Source organism: Chryseobacterium sp. SSA4.19, from assembly GCF_022601875.1.
Taxonomy (GTDB): Bacteria; Bacteroidota; Bacteroidia; order Flavobacteriales; family Weeksellaceae; genus Chryseobacterium.
In genome coordinates this window covers 47705-70591 of the sequence record NZ_JAKVIP010000010.1, presented here as the reverse complement: position 1 = coordinate 70591, position 22887 = coordinate 47705, and the positions used below count along the sequence as shown (strand labels likewise).

Below are 22887 nucleotides of genomic sequence, written 5' to 3'. Positions count from 1 at the left end.
CGAGCATCCTTTTTAGTATTTATTATTCCATTTTTTCTTTAATTCTTCATAGATCTTTTTTTCTGTAGCATTATTACCCGGCTCATAGAGCTTCATGTCCCTGATCTCTTCCGGAAGAAAATCCTGATCCACAAAATTCCCTTCATAGGAATGCGCATATTTATATTCCTTGCCGTAATCCAGGTCTTTCATCAGCTTTGTCGGTGCATTTCTCAGATGAAGGGGCACGGGTAGATTGCCCGTCTTTTTCACCAGAGCCAGCGCCTCATTGATTGCCATATACGCAGAATTGCTTTTCGGGGAAACAGCAAGATATACTGCTGTTTCACTTAAAATAATTCTTGCCTCGGGATTGCCGATCACATTCACCGCCTGAAAGCAGTTATTTGCGATGACCAGCGCATTCGGATTGGCCAACCCGACATCTTCCGCTGCCAGGATCAGCATTCTCCTGGCAATGAACTTGATATCTTCACCACCCGCAATCATCCTGGCCAGCCAATAGACTGCACCATTAGGATCGCCTCCACGCATGGATTTGATGAACGCCGAAATAATATCATAATGCTGTTCGCCGTTTTTATCATACAGCGCCATCGTCTCCTGTAAAACTTCAAGGACGGCTTCATTGTTAATTTCAGACAATGGAGAGTTTTTATGCTGGTTTAACACCAACTCCACCGAATTGATAAGCTTTCTTGCGTCGCCGCCGGAATACTGGATGAACGCTTCTTTTTCAATGATTTTAAAATCTGTCTTTTCATCCTTGTTAAACCTTTCCAGCGCAATATCAATCAGCTCTTCCAGCTTTTCATAGGTTAATGATTTGAGGATATACACCTGACTTCTGGAAAGCAAAGCGGAGACCACTTCAAAACTCGGATTTTCCGTGGTGGCGCCAATCAGGACGATCCAGCCTTTTTCAACCGCATGCAGCAGAGAATCCTGCTGGGATTTATTGAACCGGTGGATTTCGTCAATAAACAGAATCGGGGATTTACCGGAAAAAAGATTCTGTTTTTTGGCGTCTTCGATCACATCTCTTACATCTTTCACTCCGGAAGAAACAGCGGAAAGCTTATAAAATTTCCTGCCTGATTTCTCTGAAACAATTTCAGCAAGTGTTGTTTTTCCGGTCCCGGGAGGCCCCCAGAAAATGAGGGAATTGAGAGAATTGTTCTCAAGCATTTTACGTATCGTGCCTTTTTCACCGGTGAGGTGTTCTTGGCCCAGCACATCGCCCAGCGTTCTGGGTCTTAATTTTTCAGCTAATGGAATATTTTGATTCAAGATCGTTCAGATTTAAAGGGTCTATTTTCAAGCTTTGTGATGACTGCAATGGATGTTCTTAATCTACAAAGTTACCAACAGGAAAACACCGGAATCAATCCGGTGAACCGGTTTCTGCAATCCCGAAACTTCTAACAAATTTAAACTAATTTTCAATTTTTTACGCTATTTTTGCAGTGTTTTGAAACCTGTATTGAACAAAATAATCACTTTCCCTCTGGTAATCCTGATCAAAATTTACCAATGGTGCATCTCTCCGTTACTGCCAAAAAACTGCCGGTATGAACCTACCTGTTCACATTACATGGTAGAAGCCCTGCAGGTTCATGGTATTTTCAAAGGGTTCTGGATGGGGATGAGAAGAATTTCAAAATGTCACCCATGGGGAGGAAGCGGCTACGATCCTGTTCCGCCAAAACACAATCATTAAAAAATAAACTACTAAAAAAATAGAAATGAATAATATTTTTTTCAGATTTTATCTCGTATTCTTTGCGCTGATTACCCAATTATTTTTTGCACAAAATTATCCTGACGGAATGTCTGATGCCACTTTAAAGGTAAATGCTGCTGATGTTCCTGTTAAGGTGTATGCTACAACAGAACTCTCAGACCTGAATGTATTTCCGGACAGAAAAGTAGACGGGAATGTTCTGGTTATTCTGAACGAGTCTAATTTCGAGCCTGCCTATTTTAATTTTACGGCTTTAACACTGGCAAAGTTTAAGGATGCGAAATACCAGTTTCTGGATAAGAATTTAAAACCCATTGAAACTTCACCAACCAAAGAAAACATCGATACTTTCAGGTATGCCGTAAAAACAGACAAAGCGATAGCAGCCGGTGATTCCGTTAGCCTGGAAACAACGTATAAGATCTGGAATCCTTCAAAAGGAATTCAATTAGGTCCAATTACGCTGCATTTTTACAGCCTGATGTTTATTTTCGCGTTTGGTTTCGGTTACATTTTAATGAACAGGATGTTCAAAATTGATAATGTTAATCAGAAATACCTGGAGCCGCTTTTTACCTGGACTTTGATCGGAACAATCCTGGGTGCCAGAATGGGCCATGTGATCTTTTATCAGCCTGAACTTTTCAAAGAAGATTTCTGGAGCGTATTTTTACCGATAAGCACCAAAAACGGGTTTAAGTTCACCGGATTTTCAGGATTGGCCAGCCACGGCGCAACGATTGCACTGATTTTTACAACGCTTTATTATTCATTTAAAATCATCAGAAAAAACCCTTTCTGGGTGTATGACCGTTTAGGAATCGTTGTGTCTTTAGGAGGTGCTTTTGTAAGGCTGGGTAACTTTTTCAATTCTGAAATTATCGGAAAGCCTGTTGATCCCAACTCTCCTTTTGCCATCCTTTTCCCGCAGCAGAGCAGTGAATATGGCCTTACCGTTCCGAGATATCCTGCACAGCTGTTTGAAGCTTTCGGATATGTCTGCCTGTTTGTGATCTTATGGATTCTGTATCGGAAAACCAACAAAAAATACCAGCAGGGATGGTTATTCGGCCTATTCTTTATTATTCTGTGGGCAATCCGGTTCTTCGTGGAATTCCTGAAAGAGCCTCAGGGTGATGAATTTATCCAGTTTGGAGGATTGAATACCGGCCAGGTGCTTTCCATTCCTTTCATGATTGCCGGAGTTGTTATTATGATCATCTCCAAAAAATTCACGATCACGAAAGAGCAGAACGAGAAACCGGACTAAGTATAAAATTAAATTTCAGAACCGTCAACTGATGGGACTTCATAAAAAAGCAGGTTTGTATGATTATAGACCTGCTTTTTGCAGGTAAAAGCTTGTTGCTATTCCAGATTATGACAATTTTTTATTAAAATATCCTTGTTGTTTTCCTTTCGAGTTCTTGAAATACATTTCCGAATGCATGGATCACATCTGTCGGAAGCATGGCTTCTTTAGAACATTTTTCGGCAGTATATTCCGCAGCTTTCCCATGGAACCATACGCCCAAAAGAGCAGCATCTTTTTCAGAATAGTTCTGTGCTAAAAAAGAAGTTAGGATTCCCGTCAGAATATCCCCGCTTCCTCCTTTTGCCAATCCCGAATTTCCTGTGATGTTATAAAACACCTGTCCCTGCGGAGTGATGACCTGTGTATGATGGTCTTTCAGTATTATATAAATATTCATTTCCTTTGCTTTCTTTTTTGCCAGCTCCAGTCTTATAAAAGAATTTTCTGTTGTCCCGAACAGTCGCTCAAACTCTCTCGGATGCGGCGTAATAATAGACTTCTTAGGAATAAGCTTTATATTTTCTGCATCTTCTGAAATAATATTCAGTGCATCTGCATCTAGAATTAACGGCTTTGAATAGGCTTTCAGAAATTTCAGAAAGCTTTTTGCTGTTTCTTGCGCTGTTCCCAAACCGGGGCCTATTCCCAATACAGAATGTTCATCCACTTCAATAGTATCTATAAAATCATTCCCTCCTTCAATAAACATGGCTTCAGGATTGGAAGTTTGCAGGATCTCATACCCACACTTCGGAGCCAGAGTAAAAGTAAGTCCGGCACCGGTTTTCAAAGCAGCTTTCGTAGCCAGAACCGCCGCGCCTATTTTACCATAGCTTCCTCCGATAATCGTAACTTTTCCGTAGGTTCCTTTATGAGAAAATTCATTCCGCGGTTTAAAAATATCTTTAACCATTTCATGAATGACAAAATCATCCGTTTCAGTTGCTGAAATATATTCTTCACTTAACCGGATATCCAGAATATGAACTTTTCCTGCGTGTTTTCCTGTTTCGGGATGAAGAAATGCTTTTTTCCAGAATTGGAAGCTCAAGGTATAATCTGCCGTAAAAATAGTGGCATCATCAGAAGAAATCGTATCGGCAAAAAGCCCCGAAGGAATATCTATTGAAATTTTAATATTGTTCTGTGAGTTTAAGAAGGTGATCAATTCTTTCATCTCTCCTTCCACATCTCTCGACAGTCCGGTTCCAAGCAGCGCATCGATAATTACAGTCCTGTTATCAAAACGGTAATTTTCGGCCTCTTTAAAATCTCTGACCCTAATACCGGCAATCTCTTTTACATTTTTAAAATTGCTTTGGGCATCGGGAGAAAAGTCGGCTTTGGAATTGGTAAAGACGTCCACATCAAAACCTTTAGTATATAACATTCGGGCTACAGCAAAACCATCGCCTCCATTATTTCCGCTTCCGCAGAAAACAGCAAAATTCCTGTGGTGGCTGCAATGTTCCGAAATCCAGTCTGCGCATGCCTGCGCGGCACGCTCCATCAGCTGAATGGAAGTCACAGGTTCATTTTCTATGGTATAATGGTCACAATTCCGGATCTGCTGTGCGGTGAAAATCTTCATTATAATGCTTTTATAAGCAATTTACAAAAGAAATTCCAACCTGCCATACAGCAGGGTATGACCAATTAAAAGTATCAGATTTTATAATTATTCATTTTTACCATGTTATAAAAATTACGAAAATTATATTTCATACCTTTTAAAATGCTATTTTTGTTATGATAACGCATAAAAAACTAATTATGGGATTTATTAAAGAATTTAAAGAATTTGCATTTAAAGGCAATGTACTGGATCTGGCAGTCGGTGTCATCATAGGTGCTGCATTCAGTGCCATCGTAAAATCTTTTGTGGATGATATTATTACGCCACTACTCCTGAACCCTGCCTTAGAGAAAGCCAACGTGAAAAATATTGCAGAGCTTTCGTGGGAAGGGGTTAAATATGGTAATTTCCTGTCATCCGTCATCAGTTTTATAATTGTTGCTTTTGTTTTGTTCCTGCTGATCAAAGGAGTGAACAGCCTTAACAGAAAACCTGATCCTAAGCCAGCCGCACCGGCAGGCCCTACTGAAGATCAGAAGCTGTTAATGGAAATCAGAGATTTACTGAAAACTAAAAACAGTCTATAAAAGCAAAGCACTTCAGTAATTGAAGTGCTTTGTTTGTCTTTTAATCCTATTATTGGATCTGTAAAATGCTTGAAATCTGCTCTGCCAGGGAAAGACCGATTCTATCCTGTGCTTCCAGAGTGGACGCTCCTGTATGGGGAGTCAAAGAGATTTTTGAATGGCTCAGTATTTCTTTTGAAGGCGTAGGTTCATTAATGAAAACGTCCAATCCTGCAAATTTCACTTTTCCCGAGTTTAAAGCTTCGATTAAAGCCGTTTCATCAATTACCCCGCCTCTTGAACAATTGACAATTGCTACTCCGTCTTTCATCATTTCAAACTCTTTTTTCCCGATCATATAACCGTCTTTCTGAGCCGGAACATGAAGCGTAATAAAATCCGCATGCTGAAGAACATCCTGAAGCGGTTCCGTTTCTATGTCCACATTGATGAACTGCTTATTGTAAAATGTAACCTTTATGCTCGCTTTTCCTATATTGTTATCTGCTGCCACTACTCTCATTCCCAATCCTAAAGCAATTTTTGCCACTTCCTGCCCGATTCTTCCCATTCCGATGATCCCGATAGTCTTTCCTTTCAGTTCAATCCCCGCAGCATATGATTTTTTCAGAGCAGCAAACTCAGTATCTCCCACTACAGGCATTTTCCTGTTGGAATCCTGCAAAAATCTAGCTCCTGAAAACAGATGGGCAAACACCAGTTCCGCAACCGACTCTGAACTTGCCGAAGGAGTATTGATGACATGGATCCCTTTTTCCCTTGCGTAATCAACATCTATATTATCCATACCTACGCCTCCCCTGCCGATGATCTCCAATGAGGGACAGCTGTCGATCATATCCTTTCTTACCTGCGTTGCACTGCGCACCAGAATGGTACGGATTTTATGCACATTGATATAATCCGCCAAAAGCTCCTGAGGAACTTTTTCAGTAATCACTTCAAAACCTTTTTCAGTCAGGGCATCAATACCGGATTGATCCAAGCCGTCGTTTGCTAACACTTTCATATACTTTTGCTGATTTTAAAATTACTTAATCTTTAATTAATCGTTTAATCTTATTTTAAATTTTATTCTTCTTCCTTAAAGACCTCAATGGTCACCTGCTTTTCAACAAGATCCGTAAATTTCCCTTTGTATCTCGTTGCCCTTACCAGGTGATTATCGATCCAGTGGTAATTCCCACCTCTCGGCTTCCCGCATAAAACGCTGTGATACCGGAATCCATGCCTGTCAAGCCAGTCAATAGTTATTTGCTTAAGATCTTCTGTTCTCGATGTGAAAAAACAGATCTGATGTCCTTCATCATACCATCTGTTAATGGTTTCCAGAGCGTCCGGAAAAGGCTCACAGGTGACCATTCTTTCCGGTTCTTCATTAGGAACATCTTCTGTGATGGTTCCGTCTATATCAATTAAATAATTTTTTACACCATCCTTCAGGATCGGACTGATGTGGGCTTTATATTCTAATTCCATTTTAAAAAATTGAATAACAAAGTTATGTTTTTTATAGTAAAGAGGTTTGTTAAACTTAATATATATTCATTTTTTCGCAGTAAAGCCTGGTATTGTAAAAACAATCCTATCATGGTATTCTTAAGATCATTAATCACAGGAATACCTTTGTACCTGTTCACAATTCATCACATTCGTTCTTTATACGCATATAAAACCAAAAAATATGATGTTTAACCAAAAATTTCCAAAATACATTTATTACTCTTACATTTGTAGAAATGGAAGAATTCGTAGTTTTAGTTAATCCTGAAGATAAAATTCTCGGCTCAATGGAAAAGCAGCAGGCTCACGTCAACGGTTTATTACACCGGGCTTTTTCTGTATTCCTGTTTAACAAAAAAGGTGAAATGCTGTTGCAGAAAAGAGCTTCCGGAAAATATCATTCCCCGTTAAAATGGACCAATGCCGTATGTTCTCATCCTAGAATCGAAGAAACTTATCTGGAAGGTGCACAACGAAGACTGAAAGAAGAGTTGGGAATTGAGGCTGAGCTTTCACAAAAATTCAGTTTCATTTATAAAGCAGATGTAGGAAACGGACTTTGGGAGCATGAGCTTGACCATGTTTTTTCAGGAACTTTTGAAAACGAATTCATGCTGAACCGTGAAGAAGTGGAAGAAGTAAAGTATATTTCTATGGAAGAACTTGATAAAGAAATGGCTGAAAAACCTGAAAACTTCACCGAATGGTTTAAAATTATTCTGGAAGAATATAAGCACCAACTTTAATCCCATGAAAAAAATCCTGTCGGCACTATTTTTATATACAGCAGTTTTCTCTTTTGCCCAATCAGCTTCTACGAAAGTGTACGAAAGTCAGAATTATTCCATTACCCTGCCGGACGCATGGAAAGTGACCGATGATGACAACATTATTAATATTTTCCCGGATAACCATATCGGTGCAATTACCATCTCAGAATACCATGGACTGAACCTTCCTAAAGAAGAAACCAAAAAGTTTATTCTTGCACTTTATAAGTCTTCAGATGACGAAAAAAATGTAAAAAGCAGAAATGGCAAGAAAGGCTATACAGAATATTTTTATGAGTATACGGATCAGAAAGAAAAGCTGATCTGGCGTACCCGTGTTTTTCAGAAAGACAAAGACCTTTTCCTGATCTCAGTGAATTGCGGACAGAAATATTGGAACGGGAATTATATGACGCTTTTTAATGAAGCGTTTGACAGTTTTAAAATAAAATAATACAATAAAAATTAAAAATGAAGAAAACAGCATTGTACGACAAACATGTTTCTTTAGGAGCTAAAATCGTACCTTTTGCAGGCTTTGAAATGCCTGTGCAATATTCCGGAGTTACTGAAGAGCATTTTGCTGTAAGGGAAAAAGCAGGTCTGTTCGATGTTTCCCATATGGGACAGTTTTTCGTGGAAGGCCAGGGATCTAAGGATCTTTTACAATTTGTAACCACCAATAATGTGGATGCTCTTGAAAACGGAAAGGCACAATATTCATGTCTTCCGAACGAAAACGGCGGGATTGTAGACGACCTTATCGTTTACCAAATGGAAGATGATAAATATTTTGTGGTGGTGAATGCTTCAAATATTGAAAAAGACTGGAACCATATTTCAAAATATAATACATTCGGGGCAAAAATGACGAACGCTTCAGACGAGATGTCACTATTGGCAGTTCAAGGTCCGAAAGCTACTGAAATTCTTCAGAAATTGACGGAAACCAATCTTTCTGAAATCCCTTATTATCATTTTACCGTGGGCTCTGTGGCCGGGGAAAATGATGTGATTATTTCCAACACAGGTTATACCGGAAGCGGAGGTTTCGAGATTTATTTTAAAAACGAATCTGCACAGAAACTTTGGGATGCCATTATTGAAGCCGGAGCAGAAGAAGGAATCATTCCGTGCGGATTGGCATCAAGAGATACCTTAAGACTTGAAAAAGGATTCTGCCTGTACGGAAATGATATTGATGACACCACTTCACCAATTGAAGCAGGATTGGGATGGATTACAAAATTTGATAAAGATTTCCTTTCTAAAGATACTTTTGCTAAACAGAAAGAAGAAGGAATTACCAGAAAATTAGTCGGTTTCGAACTTACGGATAAAGGCGTTCCGAGACATGATTACCCTGTGGTAGATGCTGAAGGAAATGTAATCGGAAAAGTAACTTCGGGGACACAGTCTCCGATGAAAAAAATCGGTTTAGGATTGGCGTATGTGGACAAACCTCATTTCAAATTAGGATCTGAAATTTTCATCCAGGTAAGAAACAAGAATATTCCTGCCAAAGTAGTGAAGGCTCCTTTTGTATAAACGGAAATTTAAGGATAACAAACCGTTCTGCACCATCGCAGGACGGTTTTTTTATGCCGTTTTCAACCACTGGCATTTTTATTGTACCACATTTTCACTAAAATATCACCATATGGAAATTCTGAAAAAAACAGCCGCCTTAGGGATCCTTGTATTCGGTATGCACTTCGCCTGTGCCCAGTCGGGTACAGATAGCCAGAACGCCGGAACTATCACTGTAGACGGCGTCGGACAGACAAAAAACTACTCTTCGAATGGAGTAACGGCAGTGATTTCAGGCGTAAAGAATATCATTACCATTAAGGGATATGTCTCAAGGCTGGAAGTGTCGGGCTCCGGAAATACAGTCTATACCGACAAAATCTCACGGATTTCCGTAGAAGGAACCGACAACAAAATCTTCTACGGTACCTCGCCCAATAAAAACGGTAAACCGGCCGTATCTTCCAATGGTGTGGGAAACAGCGTCCGTAAGAAATAATACTATTTCAATCTTAATAAAAAGCCTTTGGATTCAAGGGAACCAAAGCCTTTTTTATTTTTAATGACTAACTTTTACAAAATGGTTTTCAGAAGCTTAATCCGGCTATCCACTGTATCTTTTTTGTTTTAACCGCTTTTGTCCGGTAATAATCAAGGTTCGGTAAAAAACAAAAAAGGATGCCGTTCCTATCCGGGCTAGGATGCAGCTTTTCTTTAAGCCTCCGGACTTCCAGAGGACAGCAAAACCTAACGAGTTTCAAAACCCGATGATAATACATCCGTTTAAAATCACCGTAAGCCAGACTAAAAAATTCAGTATTTTTCATCGCATAAAAACCTCATAGTTTTCAGAATCTACGAAACTTAGTTATTGCTCATAAATTCCTTCAGTTTCTCCAGATTCTTCTTGTCATTTCCTGTAAAAATATGGTCATCCGTAAGAAAAACAGGACGTTTTAAAAACGTATAGTGGTCCAGAAGCAATTCTTTAAAATCATTTTCTCCCAAAGTTTTTATATCAAGCTCCCTTAATTTGATCTGTGTTGATTTTTTGTTTATTAAAGCTTCGTAAGATTGTGTCAGACTATACATTGCCTCCAGCTCTTCCTGTGTCATCGGTTCTTTTTTAATTTCACGAAGCTCCCAGCCTGTTAAATTGAACTGCCCCAGGATTTTCCTGCAGGTGTCACAGGTATTGAGATAAAATACTTTTTTCATTGATAATGATTTACTTTTCAAAATTGAGCTTAAATATAGGATTTTAAAAATTATTAAATATCTTTATTAAAATTTTAAAATGGACAACAAACCAATCACCTTCCAGTTTATTTCCGAGCCTTCCGATGTCAACTATGGTGGAAACGTTCATGGAGGAAGTGTGATGAAATGGATCGACCAGGCCGGATATGCCTGTGCAACGACATGGAGCGGCAATTATTCCGTAACGGTGTATGTCGGCGGGATCCGTTTTTATGAACCTATTAAGATCGGGGAAATTGTAAAAGTGGAAGCACAGGTCATTTATACCGGTTCTTCGAGCATGCATATTTCCATCAACGTCTTCTCCAGAAACCTCAAGCAGCCGAAATTTGATAAGAAAACACACTGCATCATTGTTTTTGTAGCGGTAGATGAGAACGGAAAAAAACTTCCCGTTCCGAAATGGATTCCTGAAACCGACGACGAGAAGCAGAATGAACGCTATGCGATACGCCTGATGGAGCTCCGGACTCAGATTGAAGATGAAATGAAACCTTTTTTATAAATGCAAAGAAGAGATTTTATACAGCTTTCTTCATTGGGGTTTTTAGGTCTTTATTCCTGCGGAATTTCAAATTTTAAGAATCATAAAACAACATTGGGAATACAATTATACACTGTCCGTGATGCCATTGCCGAAAATCCGGAAAAAACGCTGGAGAGACTGGCACATTTAGGTTTTACCGAACTTGAAATTTATGGCTATAACGGAAGTTTCTTTGGGAAAACTAAACATGAATTTCAGACTATTTTAAAGAATACAGGTTTAAAAGTAATCAGTTCTCACCATACGACCGGAATTCTTCATGCTGAGAAAGGTACTTTGTTAGAAGATTGGAAACAATCGGTGGCAGATATGCATGAGATCGGGGTAAAATATATGGTTTGTTCCTACCTTTTTCCTGAAGAAAGAACCCTAGAAAATTACCGGAAATTACCGGATTTGCTGAATCGTTCAGGAGAAACCACCAAGCACGCAGGAATACAGTTGGCATACCACAACCATGATTTTGAGTTTGAAAAGTTTGATGACCATCAGAATATTTATGATTATATTCTTGAAAATTCATCACCTGACTTGGTAAAGATGGAGCTGGATCTGTACTGGATTTCAAAAGCAGGATTTGATCCGCTGGTGTATTTTGAAAAGTATCCTAAGAGATTTCCGTTGTGGCACGTCAAGGACATGAAAGTCGGTTCTAAGGATTTTGCTGAAATCGGAAAAGGAACGATTGATTTTAAAAGAATTTTTGAAGCAGGAGAAACGGCAGGCCTTGATTATTGGTTCCTGGAACAGGACTCCAGTGATAAAGATATGTTTGAAAGCATACTGATCAGTAAAAAGTATATTTCGGAAAACCGGTTCTTTTTAAAATAATATTTATCTTTGCGTTCCAAAGGAAATGGTGTTCTTCCTTACCCAACCGCCCGTTTCAACGAGGCTGATGACGCCTGATTAATAAATTATCAACAGTAATTGATCAGGAAAGTTATGTCTAAGCATCAGAGAGCATTCAGCAATACAACCAAATTCCACCTCAGGTTTTTCTTCAGAAAATATCCGGCTTTGCCTTATATTGTAAAATGGCTTTGCCTCAGCCTTATCGTCGGAGCACTGGCGGGAACGGCTTCCGCAGGTTTTTTAACATCTCTTCAGTGGGCAACGGATTTCAGGGAAAACCATCTATGGCTGATTTATTTATTGCCTGTTGCCGGATTTTTGATTGGCGCTTTATATCATTATTTCGGAAAGGATGTAGAAGGCGGAAATAATCTGCTGCTTGAAAACATTCATAACCCGGGAAAAACTATTCCTTTTAAAATGGCTCCTTTTGTTTATCTGGGAACACTGGTCACTCATTTTTTCGGGGGCTCGGCAGGACGTGAAGGTACGGCTTTACAAATGGCGGGAGCGATTGCCGATCAGCTGGCGAAACCTTTTAAACTCAGTAATAACGATAGAAAAATCCTGTTGATTTCAGCCATTGCGGCAGGGTTCGGTTCCGTTTTCGGAACACCTTTGGCAGGTGCCGTATTTGGCCTGGAAGTTTTTCTCGTTGGGAAAATCCGGTACAATGCTCTATTTCCTGCTTTTGCTTCGGCAATCTCGGCAGATTTGGTGACCAGCATCTGGAATGCAAAACATACGCATTACCATATTGACCTGGTTCCTAAGCTTGAATTCCTGCCTATACTTTACAGCATTCTTGCAGGCATCACCTTTGGAATCTGCGCAGCTACCTTCAGTAAAATGCTTCACCGGATAAGCGCCATTTTCAGATTATACATCACTTACCCTCCTCTTCGTCCGTTTACAGGCGGAATCCTTATTATGTTATTGGTTTTTGCAATGGGAACCTCCCGATATATCGGGTTGGGAATCCCAACAATCCTGGAATCTTTTGACAGGCAGCTTCCACCATATGATTTTGCTTTAAAACTGGTTTTTACCGTCATTACCCTAGCCGCAGGGTTTAAAGGCGGAGAAGTGACCCCTTTGTTCTTTATCGGTGCCGCTTTAGGCAGTGCCATTTCATTAGTTATCCCGCTTCCGTCCGGCCTGCTGGCAGGGATGGGATTTGTCGCCGTATTTGCCGGAGCCACGAATACGCCTCTCGCCTGTTTGCTGATGGGCATTGAACTGTTCGGTGCAGAATGCGGAGTGTATGTGGCCATTGCCTGCATTGTTTCTTATCTTTTTTCCGGTCGGAACAGTATTTATTCCAAACAGAAAATCGGTGAAGAAAAGAACAGCCGGTACCGGTCTGACCGGGATAAAAGTTTTTCCGATCTGTGATTTCATTCAGGAATGTGATGCATCAGTTAGCCCCGATTGCAATGAAAATCCTTTTTTGAAAAAAAAGATTGCAATGGAAAGCGGGAAACAGCTTCTAAAAAAAGAATTGTAGGATCACTATTACAAAAGCCTTCCGGAATATCCAAAAGGCTTTTGCGTATTAAATGTGGAAATGTTTATTTCTTGTTGAAATAATTCTGATTATCTGTTAGCAGGTAATTACCTGCGGACATGCAATATAAGATGAGCAGTATTTAGGGCCTGTAACCGCTCCCGTACAGCTGCATCCGCAAAGTGAAAGATCCGGAGTTCCTAAAGAACCGCCTTTACCGATTCCTCCTACAATATTTTTCAGATCTTCTTTTCTAAGTTTTTTGGCGTTCTTTAAAATGTTGTTTTGCATTGTGACTGGTTTTAAATTAATATTAAGATTTAGTTATTTCAAAGTTAAACAAATATTTATTATTCAAAGCATAATTTAATATAATTTTTATAATTTATTTATTTCGTTACACTTACTTATAGAGTAAACGCAAAATATCTGCAAATATTTTTAAACACATTAAATTCATTCTATGAACTCTAGGTCTTTATCATGTGTTTCTGAGATGGTCAGTGAAGCGTAAAAGGCCAGCCCAAAGACGATTGCGCCTAAAATGGCAGCACTTACAACCACTGAAAAATTATTTTTAAAAAAATCAAATGCAAAGATCATGGCCGGCACCAGTCCGCGAACCATGTTCGGAACCGTAGTGGTTGCCGTGTTTCTGATATTGGTACCAAACTGCTCTGCTGCCAAAGTTACAAACATGGCCCAATAGCCTGTTCCCAATCCCAGCCATACACAGAAAAAATAATATTTGGTTTCTGTATCGGTATTACCAAAAAGCATAATTGCGACCCCGATAATGGTAAAGACCAGCATATAAAAGATCGCCATTTTTCTTGATTTTAAAGCCTGGGAAATAAAACCGCTGAGCAAATCTCCTATTGAAATACCAACATATGCCCACATAATAGCTTTCCCGGGGTTCAGATCACTGATGCCCAACTCGGGAGCGAACTGGTTGGCAAGAACGGCCAGAATCCCGATGCAGAACCAGGTAGGCAGTCCTACGGCAATGAATTTCAGATACCGTGTCAAGCGGTCTTTATGAGTGAAAAAAGAAAGAAAATTCCCTTTCGAAACCGATTTATGCTCTATATTTTTATAAATTCCGGATTCTGCCACGCTGATTCTCAGAAATAAAAGCATAATTCCCAAAATCCCGCCGACGATGTAGGAAATGTTCCAGCCACCTGCTAATTCAACGGTAAGTTGTGCCACTACCGCACCCATCAATCCAAAACCGGCAACGACGGAAGTACCAATGGCCCTTAAACTCTTTGGCAGGCTTTCAGAAACAAGCGTAATTCCCGCTCCGAGTTCACCCGCAAGCCCAATACCCGCAATAAATCTTAATCCTGCGTACTGATACACCAAATGTTCTTTTGGAAAATACGGCAGGAAGCCACAAGCGATATTCGCCAGAGAGTATACTAAAATAGATCCGAAGAGCACAGAAAGCCTTCCCTTCTTATCTCCAAATATTCCCCAGAATACACCACCTATCAGCAGGCCGACCATCTGACAGTTCAGGATGAATGTTCCGTCAATGTCAGGATTGAGCCCTAAGGCTTTTAAACTGGGAATTCTTACAATACCGAACAGCAGCAAATCATAGATGTCTACAAAGTATCCTAAAGCGGAAATGATCACGGGAATAGAAAAAATATACTTTAATTTTGAAGATAAGGAAAGTTCCTTCATTGAAATTTAAATTTTGCTAAAAATAAAAAACCTTCCAATTTCTTGAAAGGTTTTTATATAATATCTTTTTTGAGTTGTTACCTCGCAATATTCACGGCTCTTGTTTCCCTGATTACCGTTACTCTTACCTGACCAGGATACGTCAGTTCGTTCTGGATTTTCTCTGAAATATCATAAGACAGCTGGGAAGCCACTTCGTCATTTACTTTACCGCTTTCCACCATTACCCTTAATTCTCTCCCTGCCTGGATGGCGTATGCCGAAGAAACTCCGTCAAAGCTTAAGGCAGCAGCTTCAAGGTCTTTTAATCTCTGGATATAAGATTCCAGTACCTGTCTTCTAGCGCCCGGTCTTGCTCCGGAAATAGCATCCGCAACCTGAATGATCGGTGATAATAATGACGTCATTTCCACCTCGTCGTGGTGAGCACCGATGGCATTTACCACTTCCGCATTTTCACCGTATTTTTCTGCCCACTGCATTCCTAATAATGCGTGAGGAAGTTCTGATTCCTGCTCCGGAACTTTACCTATGTCATGCAGCAAGCCTGCTCTCTTCGCCAGCTTTACATTTAAGCCAAGCTCAGCAGCCATGGTTGCAGCAATATTAGCCACTTCTCTTGAGTGCTGTAACAGGTTTTGCCCGTATGATGAACGATACTTCATTCTTCCGACGATCTTAATCAACTCAGGGTGAAGGCCATGAATTCCAAGATCAATGATCGTTCTTTTTCCTACTTCAATAATTTCTTCCTCGATCTGCTTTCTTGTTTTTTCCACCACTTCTTCAATCCTTGCCGGGTGAATTCTGCCGTCGGTTACCAATCGGTGAAGGGATAATCTTGCGATTTCTCTTCTTACCGGATCGAAACATGAAAGAAGGATGGCTTCAGGCGTATCATCAACAATAATTTCTACACCTGTAACGGATTCCAAAGCACGGATGTTACGTCCTTCCCTGCCGATAATTCTTCCTTTTACCTCGTCAGATTCAATATTGAAAACGGATACGGAATTTTCGATCGCCTGCTCTGTCCCGATTCTCTGAATGGTCTGAATAATAATTTTTCTCGCTTCGTTTTTTGCATTCAGCTGCGCTTCTTCCATAATGCTCTGAACATGTGCCTGCGCTCTGGTTTTTGCTTCAGCTTTCATCGTTTCCACCAATTCTGCTTTGGCTTCTTCAGCTGTATAATTGGCTACTTTTTCAAGCACTTCTATTTTTTTTGCCGTAGCAGAGTCCAGTTCCTGCTGTTTTCTTTCTAAGATTTCGGTTTTTTTGGCGTAATCTGCAATCTGTTTATCCAAGTCTTTTTCAAGCTTCCCTATTTTGCTGAGTTCGTCATTAAGTTTATGTTCTTTGTCTTTGGTTCTTTTCTCAATCTCCTGCATCTTTTTTTCACGGCCCTGTATATCGGCATCGTGCTGGGATTTCAGTTCCAAAAACTTTTCCTTAGCCTGAAGGTTTTTTTCTTTTTTTATGGATTCGGCTTGTACGTTCGCTTTTTCTAAAAGATTTTCAGCATTTTTCTTTGCATCATCTATAATAAATTTCCCCTTTGTATTCAATGAGCTTTTAGAAAATAGCATTCCTATTACCGCACCAATTACAAGGCAAATAACGCCGACTATAATGGCTGTTGTTGTCATAATTTATATTGAGTTTTAATTGTCTTAATCATATTACATAAAAAAGCCTACAACAATTCAGTGATATAGAGTAAACTCCTAATCAACACGATTTGAACTGATTTCCACTGTCTGTAATCCGGACGAACCGGCACGCCATTCAATGGACATTTGTTCGGTAATTGTTTAGCGTTGAGTTTACCTTTAATGTGTTAGAATTATTGTAGGCAGTCTTTACGGGAAAAAAATCTATTTCCCTGTTTCTTCCAGCGACTGGCTGATCTGTTGCAGTCTTTCGCCGGCAGAATGTATGGTTTTTTCATAGGTGGCAGACACCACTTCAGCATTTGTCCCCAATTTCAGGGCACACATGGCCAAAGCATCCTGTTTGTCTCTCACATCGAAATTCTGTTCAAAATCTTTAATCATATTTTCAATCTGCTTCCCTACCTTGCGCAGCGTTTCTTCTTCTGCTGCCGGTACGTTTAGCGGATACACCCTTCCTGCGATATTGATGGTTATTCTTCTTACCTCCATTATAATCCGCTGTTTTGAAGCTGTGCAATACAGAAATCCACTTCTTTCACCAGTCTGTTGATATGATTTTTCATCAGTCTGTTATGTTCAGGATTCCCTGATATTGCTGAATAAAGTTTTATATTTTTTTGTTCTTCTGCTAATACCTGTCCTTTTTTTCTTTCCTCATCATATTTCCTCTTCAGATCTTCATGCTCCTTATGTAATTCAGAAAACTCTTCAGTAAGATTTTTATAATTTTTTTGTAAAATCAAAATCTTTTTTTCTAATTCTGAAAAGTGGTTTTCTAAATCTTGAAGCATTTCAGGTTTATATATTCTAACTATTAGCAAAAATAACAAAATATTAATACTAACAAAAATAAAACGCTCTATATTTTGATTCAAAACAAAAAGGAGATACAAAATGTATCTCCTTTTTATATTTTAAAATAAATGTTATTCAAATTTCAGGACAAAAAATATGGCTCTTGTCTGTAAGGTAGACATTGCTGATGTCCAGTAAGGAGGAGTCGTCGCATTATCTGCAACAATCTCGTTGTTCATGATAAATGTACCTCTTATCGCCGGGGTCAGCTTAAATTTATTAAAGTAAAACTGAACTCCCATTTCAGCAGACCATGCAAAATTATGTGTGGTTGACCTGAATACCTGTTGAAGGTTATCATCGGTAGAGTCTGAATTTGACTGAAGATTAACGATATAGTTCACCCCGGCTGCCACGTACGGCCTGGAATTGTACCATCTCATTCCGTGAAACTCTAGTAATACAGGAACATCTACTAAGGTCGTCTTAATCTCCCTTACTTTATCCTTCTCTGTCAAAGGAATAGGAATAAATGGATCATTCGTCAGACTTCCCGCGGCATACAGGTCGTTTGACTGTGTATTAAAGGTCAGTTGTCTTTGCCCAAATTGTAACCCCGGTTCTAATCGTACATCCAGATAATCATTCAGTCTCCACTTGGCGATCAGTCCGGCCCCGAAACTGTAGCTTTCTTTGGATGTAACAAGATTCTGGTTGTTATTCATACCATATCTTGGATTCAGAACGATACGGTAGTCCAGCCTGTTTCCATTCAGATAAAACCCCCAGCTGAATTTCTGCTCGTCAAAATCTTCGAGCTTATCCATTCTGTTTCGGGTTCTGAATTGCGCGCTTGATAACACGGCAACATTTACTGAGGCTAAAACCAGTACTTTTAATAAAAATTTACTCATAGGTTACTTTGTTGCTTTATAAATTGTGGCTATACCTAAACTTAGTTTTTTATATTCAACTTTTTTAAATCCTGTATCTAAAAGAATTTGTCTCATCTTTTCCCCGAAAGGAAAAGCATTCACAGAATCCGGAAGGTATGTATATGCCCTATTATCTTTGGAAACCAATCTGCCGATGGCAGGTAATATATTTTTAAAATAAAACATATAAAATGGCGCCATGAAACCCTCAACCTTTGAAAACTCCAGTATGTAAACACTCTTGTTGTCTTTAACCACTCTTCTTAATTCCGCTAAACCTTTGGTAAGGTTTTCAAAATTCCTCACTCCGAATGCAACGGATACCGCATCGAACCTGTTGTCCTCGTAAGGTAAATTCTCCGCATCCCCTTTTTGCATGGAAATTTTGCCGTCTAATTTAAGTTTTTTTATTTTAATAACGCCAACATTTAACATTTGTTGCGATAAATCCAAACCAATCACTTTTGAGCCTGTTCCCTTTTCAATCGTGATGGCAAGATCTCCCGTTCCTGTAGCCACATCCAGCACTTCCTGCGGATTATCATTTCTCATCCATTTCACCAATGTATTTCTCCATAAAACGTCAATTTTCATGGACAGCACATGGTTCAGAAGATCATATTTCGGTGCAATATTGTCGAACATATCTTCTACCTGACTCTTCTTCGTTGCTTCAGAGTTGTAGGGCGTAATTTTAGTAATATCTTTTGTCAAAACTTAAAACTTGTAGTATTCTTTATAATAATTCAGGTAATCCTGTTTTCTGAAGATTTTTGACCTGGACTCAACCTGCTGGATGTTTTTGATGACTTTATCATAATCTTCATCCACATTGTAATAAAAATCATCAGTAAATAATTTGCTGAAGCGTCTGGCTCCCCCAAAATATGTTTTCCCGTCAATCACAGTCTTATCAAGTGCCAAAAGTAATGAATCTTTTTTAAGATTGTATCCGTAATACTGATCATTGATATAATAATCCTGATGGGCAATATTAATTAATCCCCGGATTTTATTGACCTCAAAAGCGGAATCAAAGAGCAGTTTTTTATTCTTATCAAAAACTTTAATGGAATTTTTGCCTTTTTTCAAATCTACCGGAACAGTCTGCCCTCCTGCAATTGTTCCTTCCGAGCCGCTGTTGATACTATAATAAAAGGTATCCGGCGTAGGGTTGTCCACCACATAATAATTCTTCTTGGCTAAAAAAAAGAAATATACACCAAAGGCAACGATAAATGCCACTAATGCAACAACTAAGCCTTTCAGGGACGCATTATTTTTCATAAGATTGTAAAGTACAATTTTTGCAAATTTAATAATATTTTTAATTCTTTGTTATTAATATTAATTATTAACTTTGCCTCTTTAAAAATCATATAAACGAATGCCGAATACGATCATTATTGGTTCCGGATCCTATCTTCCCAGCAGAATCATCGGGAGAGATTATTTCCTAGATTCAGAGTTTTATTCAGAAGACGGGATAAAGATTAATAAACCTGCGGAAGAAACCATTGCCAAATTTGTTGAAATCACAGAGATAGAAAACAGAAGATTCATTGATAAAGATCTTTCCAACTCACAAATCGGCTACGAAGCAGCGAAAATTGCGATTGAGAATGCAAAGATAGACCAGGAAGAACTGGATTATATTATTTATGCCAGTAATTTTGGAGAAGTTACCGAAAACGGATATGCGGACTTTATGCCTACCATGGCTGCAAGAGTAAAGAATAAATTAGGTATTCAAAACAGAAAATGCATTACATATGACATGCTTTTCGGCTGTCCGGGCTGGGTAGAAGGTATGATCCTGGCAAATACCCTGATCAAAGCCAAAGTAGCGAAAACCATTCTGGTAATCGGTGCAGAGACATTAAGCAGGGTAACCGATCCTTATGACAGGAACCGTATGATTTTTGCAGATGGTGCCGGTGCAGTTGTTGTGCAAGCTACAGACCAGGAAAATGTAGGCATCATTTCACACAATACGATCTGTGACAACGGGGTTGAGCTTGATTATCTGGCCAACGGCCCATCCATCAACAAAGATTCTGACCAAAACCGTTTATATGTAAGAATGCAGGGAAGGAAAATCTACGAGTATGCCCTTAAGAATGTTCCTGCTGCTATTAAAGAAACGATTGATGATGCAGGTCTTTCCATTGAAGATATCGACAAAATCCTGATTCACCAGGCCAATGCCAAAATGGACTATGCAATGATCGAAAGGCTCCATAAACTTTATCATGTAAAAGATTATGATCATTCGGTTTCTCCCATGACGATCCAGGACTATGGAAATTCATCAGTGGCCACCATTCCTACTATGTATGATTTAATAATTAAAGGAAAAATGGAAAGTCATACGTTTAAAGAAAAAGGCAATATAGTAATGACTTCGGTAGGTGCCGGAATGAACATCAATGCTATTGTGTACAGATTTCCTTAATCTATTTTAATCTAATAAAAATAAATAAAGCACAGGGAAAGAATTTCTTTGTGCTTTTTTAAAACCAGTTATGCAAAGAAACTTTTTCATCATTGCGGTCATCTTCCTTTTTCTGGAAATCTATATTTACCAGGCGATCAGGACGCTTACCGATAATTTCTGGCTTAGGACAGGCTATTGGGTTTTCTCATTGATCATTTACGGGGTTTTTGCTTATGAAGTGACTCATTTCAGCAGAGCAGACCGAAGCATGGTAAGAGCGCAAATTATGATCTCGCTTTTTCTTGTGTTCATACTTCCTAAGGTTTTCATCGTGTTATTCCTGCTGATAGATGATATTTTCAGAACCGGAAGCTACTTAATCGGATTATCAAAACCGGCCGATCATTTTTTTCCGGAAAGAAGAAAATTTTTAAGCCTTGTAGGTTTGGGACTGGGTGGTGTACTATCTGCGCTCTTCATTGACGGGATTACATTCGGAAGATACCGCCATAAAGTAAGAAAGGTAAAAGTAAAGCTGCCCAATCTCCCGCAGAGCTTTAAAGGGTATAAAATCATTCAGATTTCCGATGTTCACAGCGGAAGCTTTTCTGATCCTTCAAAATTGCAGCATGCTATCGATCTGATTAATGAACAAAAGCCGGATCTTGTTCTCTTTACCGGAGATATGGTCAACAATGTAGCAGATGAATTTAAACCGTTCATTCCTCTATTTTCCCAGATTACAGCAAAAGACGGTAAGCTTGCAGTCCTTGGGAACCACGATTATGGCGATTATGTGAACTGGGCTTCACAGGATGCTAAAAAACAAAATCTTGAAACATTGATTGATTATGAGCGACAGGCCGGTTTCGATATGCTCCGCAACGAACATAGAATTATTGAAAGAGGCGATGACCAGCTCTATATATTAGGGGTGGAAAACTGGGGATTAAAACCTTTCCCACAATTCGGCAGGCTGGATGACGCATTAAAAGGTGTTCCGGAATCTGCAACAAAAATATTGATGAGCCATGACCCTACCCATTTTGATTATGTAGTTAAAATGCACCCGGGAAATGTACATCTGACCTTATCCGGACATACTCACGGGATGCAGTTCGGATTAGATCTGAAAAACATAAAATGGTCTCCGGTACAATACAGATATCCGAAATGGGCTGACTTATACGAAAGTGAAGGAAAAATGCTGTACGTGAACAGAGGTTTTGGCGTTTTAGGATATCCGGGAAGAGTTGGCGTTTTACCGGAAATTACGCTTTTTGAATTGGCTTAGATTTAATTCCTGATAATATGGCAACAATTGTGAATTAACTGCATTTAAATTTAAAAGATATAATCTTTCATACGGGAGGTGGCCATTTCCTTTTCGTTGATCCAGGTAAGGAGGGCACTTAGTTTGTCCTCCATTTTTTTTCCTGAGTTCAGTTTCCTGTAAAAAGGAATATTAAATTTATATGCTTTGAAGTCGGTAAACTGCCAGGCATTAAGGTAAATTAAAACAAAGTCATCATTTTTCAGGGTTTCAAAAACCATATTCCTGTAATATTTCATCGGGAGTACCTGAAATACAAAATCATTATATGGCAGCTGGCTGTAAGGAGAAATACTTTCCGGAACCATACTCAATCCATTTTCTTCATGGATCTCAGTGTCCCTTTTAAGCCGCTTAAAAGGAAAAAGAATATTGGCATTATCAATATTTGAAATATAATTAAATCCCATCAACTTCAATCTCTCATGAGGAAGCTGCGCGTCTTTTTGACGGATTCCTTTAATCTGTTTCTCTAAAAATTCCTGTGAAGATTTCTTTATTTCTTCAATTTCCTGAAGAGAAGAATCCTTACAATAAAAAGCAATTTCATGTCCTTGGGATGAAATTGCTTTTGTAAGAGTTTGAAGTTTATCAATAATCGAAACCTCAATAAAAAAGGTTGCTTTAATATCATGAATATCTAAAATTCTAAGAATGGCTTTTGTATTATCAACTGTAATTTCCAGCCGTTCATGATCTGAGAGCTGAAGATTATTTTTTGTTTCAGCCTCTATATTCACAATATTAAAAGTCAATAAAATCATTAAACTATTTTTTATATAATAATTATAATAATATGATAATCAAATGTTAAAATAG

Annotated in this window: 26 protein-coding genes and 1 riboswitch; of the genes, 12 read left to right on the top strand and 14 right to left on the bottom strand. The window is 38.9% G+C overall.

Features of this window, described 5'->3' with window-relative positions; genetic code table 11:
* Positions 1-12 precede the first annotated feature (12 nt).
* Positions 13-1290 (bottom strand): replication-associated recombination protein A, encoded by a 1278-nt coding sequence (locus MKJ01_RS08915; RefSeq protein WP_241614302.1) that lies wholly within the window; start codon positions 1288-1290, stop codon positions 13-15.
* Positions 1291-1483: 193 nt separating this feature from the next.
* Here MKJ01_RS08915 and yidD point away from each other — a divergent pair, with 193 nt between their 5' ends.
* Positions 1484-1720 (top strand): membrane protein insertion efficiency factor YidD, encoded by a 237-nt coding sequence (gene yidD / locus MKJ01_RS08910; protein ID WP_241614301.1) that lies wholly within the window; start codon positions 1484-1486, stop codon positions 1718-1720.
* A gap of 445 nt (positions 1721-2165) precedes the next feature.
* Entirely contained in the window at positions 2166-3014 is an 849-nt protein-coding gene (gene lgt / locus MKJ01_RS08905) for a prolipoprotein diacylglyceryl transferase (protein ID WP_368366347.1), read from the top strand.
* Positions 3015-3138: 124 nt separating this feature from the next.
* Here the strand turns inward: lgt and MKJ01_RS08900 are convergent, their stop codons facing one another.
* The gene (locus tag MKJ01_RS08900) at positions 3139-4650 is read right to left on the bottom strand and encodes an NAD(P)H-hydrate dehydratase (RefSeq protein WP_241614299.1); all 1512 of its coding nucleotides are present in this window, start codon (positions 4648-4650) and stop codon (positions 3139-3141) included.
* Between the two features lie 182 nt (positions 4651-4832).
* Between MKJ01_RS08900 and mscL the strand changes: the two genes are divergently transcribed.
* Positions 4833-5222 (top strand): large conductance mechanosensitive channel protein MscL, encoded by a 390-nt coding sequence (gene mscL, locus MKJ01_RS08895; protein ID WP_241614298.1) that lies wholly within the window; start codon positions 4833-4835, stop codon positions 5220-5222.
* A gap of 49 nt (positions 5223-5271) precedes the next feature.
* Here the strand turns inward: mscL and MKJ01_RS08890 are convergent, their stop codons facing one another.
* The gene (locus MKJ01_RS08890) at positions 5272-6231 is read right to left on the bottom strand and encodes a D-2-hydroxyacid dehydrogenase (protein ID WP_241614296.1); all 960 of its coding nucleotides are present in this window, start codon (positions 6229-6231) and stop codon (positions 5272-5274) included.
* A 62-nt stretch (positions 6232-6293) separates the two neighbouring features.
* Positions 6294-6701 (bottom strand): hypothetical protein, encoded by a 408-nt coding sequence (locus MKJ01_RS08885; protein WP_241614295.1) that lies wholly within the window; start codon positions 6699-6701, stop codon positions 6294-6296.
* 260 nt (positions 6702-6961) lie between these two features.
* Between MKJ01_RS08885 and idi the strand changes: the two genes are divergently transcribed.
* The 4 genes from idi (at position 6962) to MKJ01_RS08865 (ending at position 9524) form a co-directional block, all read left to right on the top strand.
* Positions 6962-7471: an isopentenyl-diphosphate Delta-isomerase gene (gene idi / locus MKJ01_RS08880; protein ID WP_241614294.1), complete on the top strand. Its 510-nt coding sequence runs from the start codon at positions 6962-6964 to the stop codon at positions 7469-7471.
* A 4-nt stretch (positions 7472-7475) separates the two neighbouring features.
* Positions 7476-7949 carry a hypothetical protein gene (locus tag MKJ01_RS08875; RefSeq protein ID WP_241614293.1) on the top strand — a complete coding sequence of 158 codons (474 nt, stop codon included), beginning with the start codon at positions 7476-7478 and terminating at the stop codon, positions 7947-7949.
* 17 nt (positions 7950-7966) lie between these two features.
* On the top strand, positions 7967-9043 hold the full coding sequence (gcvT, locus tag MKJ01_RS08870; RefSeq protein WP_241614292.1) for a glycine cleavage system aminomethyltransferase GcvT: 1077 nt from the start codon (positions 7967-7969) through the stop codon (positions 9041-9043).
* 112 nt (positions 9044-9155) lie between these two features.
* Entirely contained in the window at positions 9156-9524 is a 369-nt protein-coding gene (locus MKJ01_RS08865) for a DUF3060 domain-containing protein (protein ID WP_241614291.1), read from the top strand.
* A gap of 365 nt (positions 9525-9889) precedes the next feature.
* On the opposite strand, the gene MKJ01_RS08860 is transcribed toward MKJ01_RS08865, so the two are convergent.
* Positions 9890-10243, bottom strand: a complete 354-nt coding sequence (locus MKJ01_RS08860) for an arsenate reductase family protein (RefSeq protein WP_241614290.1) — start codon at positions 10241-10243, stop codon at positions 9890-9892.
* Between the two features lie 79 nt (positions 10244-10322).
* Here MKJ01_RS08860 and MKJ01_RS08855 point away from each other — a divergent pair, with 79 nt between their 5' ends.
* The 3 genes from MKJ01_RS08855 (at position 10323) to MKJ01_RS08845 (ending at position 13082) form a co-directional block, all read left to right on the top strand.
* Positions 10323-10790 (top strand): acyl-CoA thioesterase, encoded by a 468-nt coding sequence (locus MKJ01_RS08855; RefSeq protein WP_241614289.1) that lies wholly within the window; start codon positions 10323-10325, stop codon positions 10788-10790.
* Positions 10791-11663, top strand: a complete 873-nt coding sequence (locus MKJ01_RS08850; protein ID WP_241614288.1) for a sugar phosphate isomerase/epimerase — start codon at positions 10791-10793, stop codon at positions 11661-11663. It abuts the gene before it with no gap.
* Between the two features lie 12 nt (positions 11664-11675).
* Positions 11676-11747, top strand: a riboswitch (Fluoride riboswitch).
* Positions 11748-11777: 30 nt separating this feature from the next.
* Positions 11778-13082 (top strand): voltage-gated chloride channel family protein, encoded by a 1305-nt coding sequence (locus tag MKJ01_RS08845; RefSeq protein WP_241614287.1) that lies wholly within the window; start codon positions 11778-11780, stop codon positions 13080-13082.
* Between the two features lie 208 nt (positions 13083-13290).
* Here MKJ01_RS08845 and MKJ01_RS08840 read toward each other — a convergent pair whose 3' ends face one another.
* The 8 genes from MKJ01_RS08840 to MKJ01_RS08805 all read right to left on the bottom strand — a co-directional run bounded on the left by MKJ01_RS08840 (position 13291) and on the right by MKJ01_RS08805 (position 19585).
* Positions 13291-13485: a hypothetical protein gene (locus tag MKJ01_RS08840; RefSeq protein ID WP_241614286.1), complete on the bottom strand. Its 195-nt coding sequence runs from the start codon at positions 13483-13485 to the stop codon at positions 13291-13293.
* A gap of 165 nt (positions 13486-13650) precedes the next feature.
* Positions 13651-14892, bottom strand: a complete 1242-nt coding sequence (locus MKJ01_RS08835) for an MFS transporter (RefSeq protein ID WP_241614285.1) — start codon at positions 14890-14892, stop codon at positions 13651-13653.
* Between the two features lie 77 nt (positions 14893-14969).
* Entirely contained in the window at positions 14970-16541 is a 1572-nt protein-coding gene (gene rny, locus MKJ01_RS08830; protein WP_241614284.1) for a ribonuclease Y, read from the bottom strand.
* A gap of 228 nt (positions 16542-16769) precedes the next feature.
* Positions 16770-17057: a cell division protein ZapA gene (locus MKJ01_RS08825; protein ID WP_241614283.1), complete on the bottom strand. Its 288-nt coding sequence runs from the start codon at positions 17055-17057 to the stop codon at positions 16770-16772.
* Positions 17057-17443, bottom strand: a complete 387-nt coding sequence (locus tag MKJ01_RS08820) for a hypothetical protein (protein WP_241614282.1) — start codon at positions 17441-17443, stop codon at positions 17057-17059. Before MKJ01_RS08820 ends, MKJ01_RS08825 begins: the two co-directional genes overlap by 1 nt.
* Positions 17444-17494: 51 nt before the next feature.
* Entirely contained in the window at positions 17495-18277 is a 783-nt protein-coding gene (locus MKJ01_RS08815) for a porin family protein (protein ID WP_241614281.1), read from the bottom strand.
* 3 nt (positions 18278-18280) lie between these two features.
* Positions 18281-19012 (bottom strand): bifunctional demethylmenaquinone methyltransferase/2-methoxy-6-polyprenyl-1,4-benzoquinol methylase UbiE, encoded by a 732-nt coding sequence (gene ubiE, locus MKJ01_RS08810; protein ID WP_241614280.1) that lies wholly within the window; start codon positions 19010-19012, stop codon positions 18281-18283.
* Between the two features lie 3 nt (positions 19013-19015).
* Complete coding sequence (locus MKJ01_RS08805; protein ID WP_241614279.1) at positions 19016-19585, bottom strand: hypothetical protein; 570 nt, start codon at positions 19583-19585, stop codon at positions 19016-19018.
* Positions 19586-19685: 100 nt separating this feature from the next.
* Between MKJ01_RS08805 and MKJ01_RS08800 the strand changes: the two genes are divergently transcribed.
* Together MKJ01_RS08800 and MKJ01_RS08795 are read left to right on the top strand one after the other, a co-directional pair.
* Positions 19686-20753: a 3-oxoacyl-ACP synthase III family protein gene (locus tag MKJ01_RS08800; protein ID WP_241614278.1), complete on the top strand. Its 1068-nt coding sequence runs from the start codon at positions 19686-19688 to the stop codon at positions 20751-20753.
* Positions 20754-20823: 70 nt separating this feature from the next.
* Entirely contained in the window at positions 20824-22029 is a 1206-nt protein-coding gene (locus tag MKJ01_RS08795; protein WP_241614277.1) for a metallophosphoesterase, read from the top strand.
* 50 nt (positions 22030-22079) lie between these two features.
* Here MKJ01_RS08795 and MKJ01_RS08790 read toward each other — a convergent pair whose 3' ends face one another.
* A complete protein-coding gene (locus MKJ01_RS08790; protein WP_241614276.1) occupies positions 22080-22832 on the bottom strand; it encodes a polysaccharide deacetylase family protein in 753 nt (250 codons plus the stop codon).
* Positions 22833-22887: the final 55 nt, after the last annotated feature.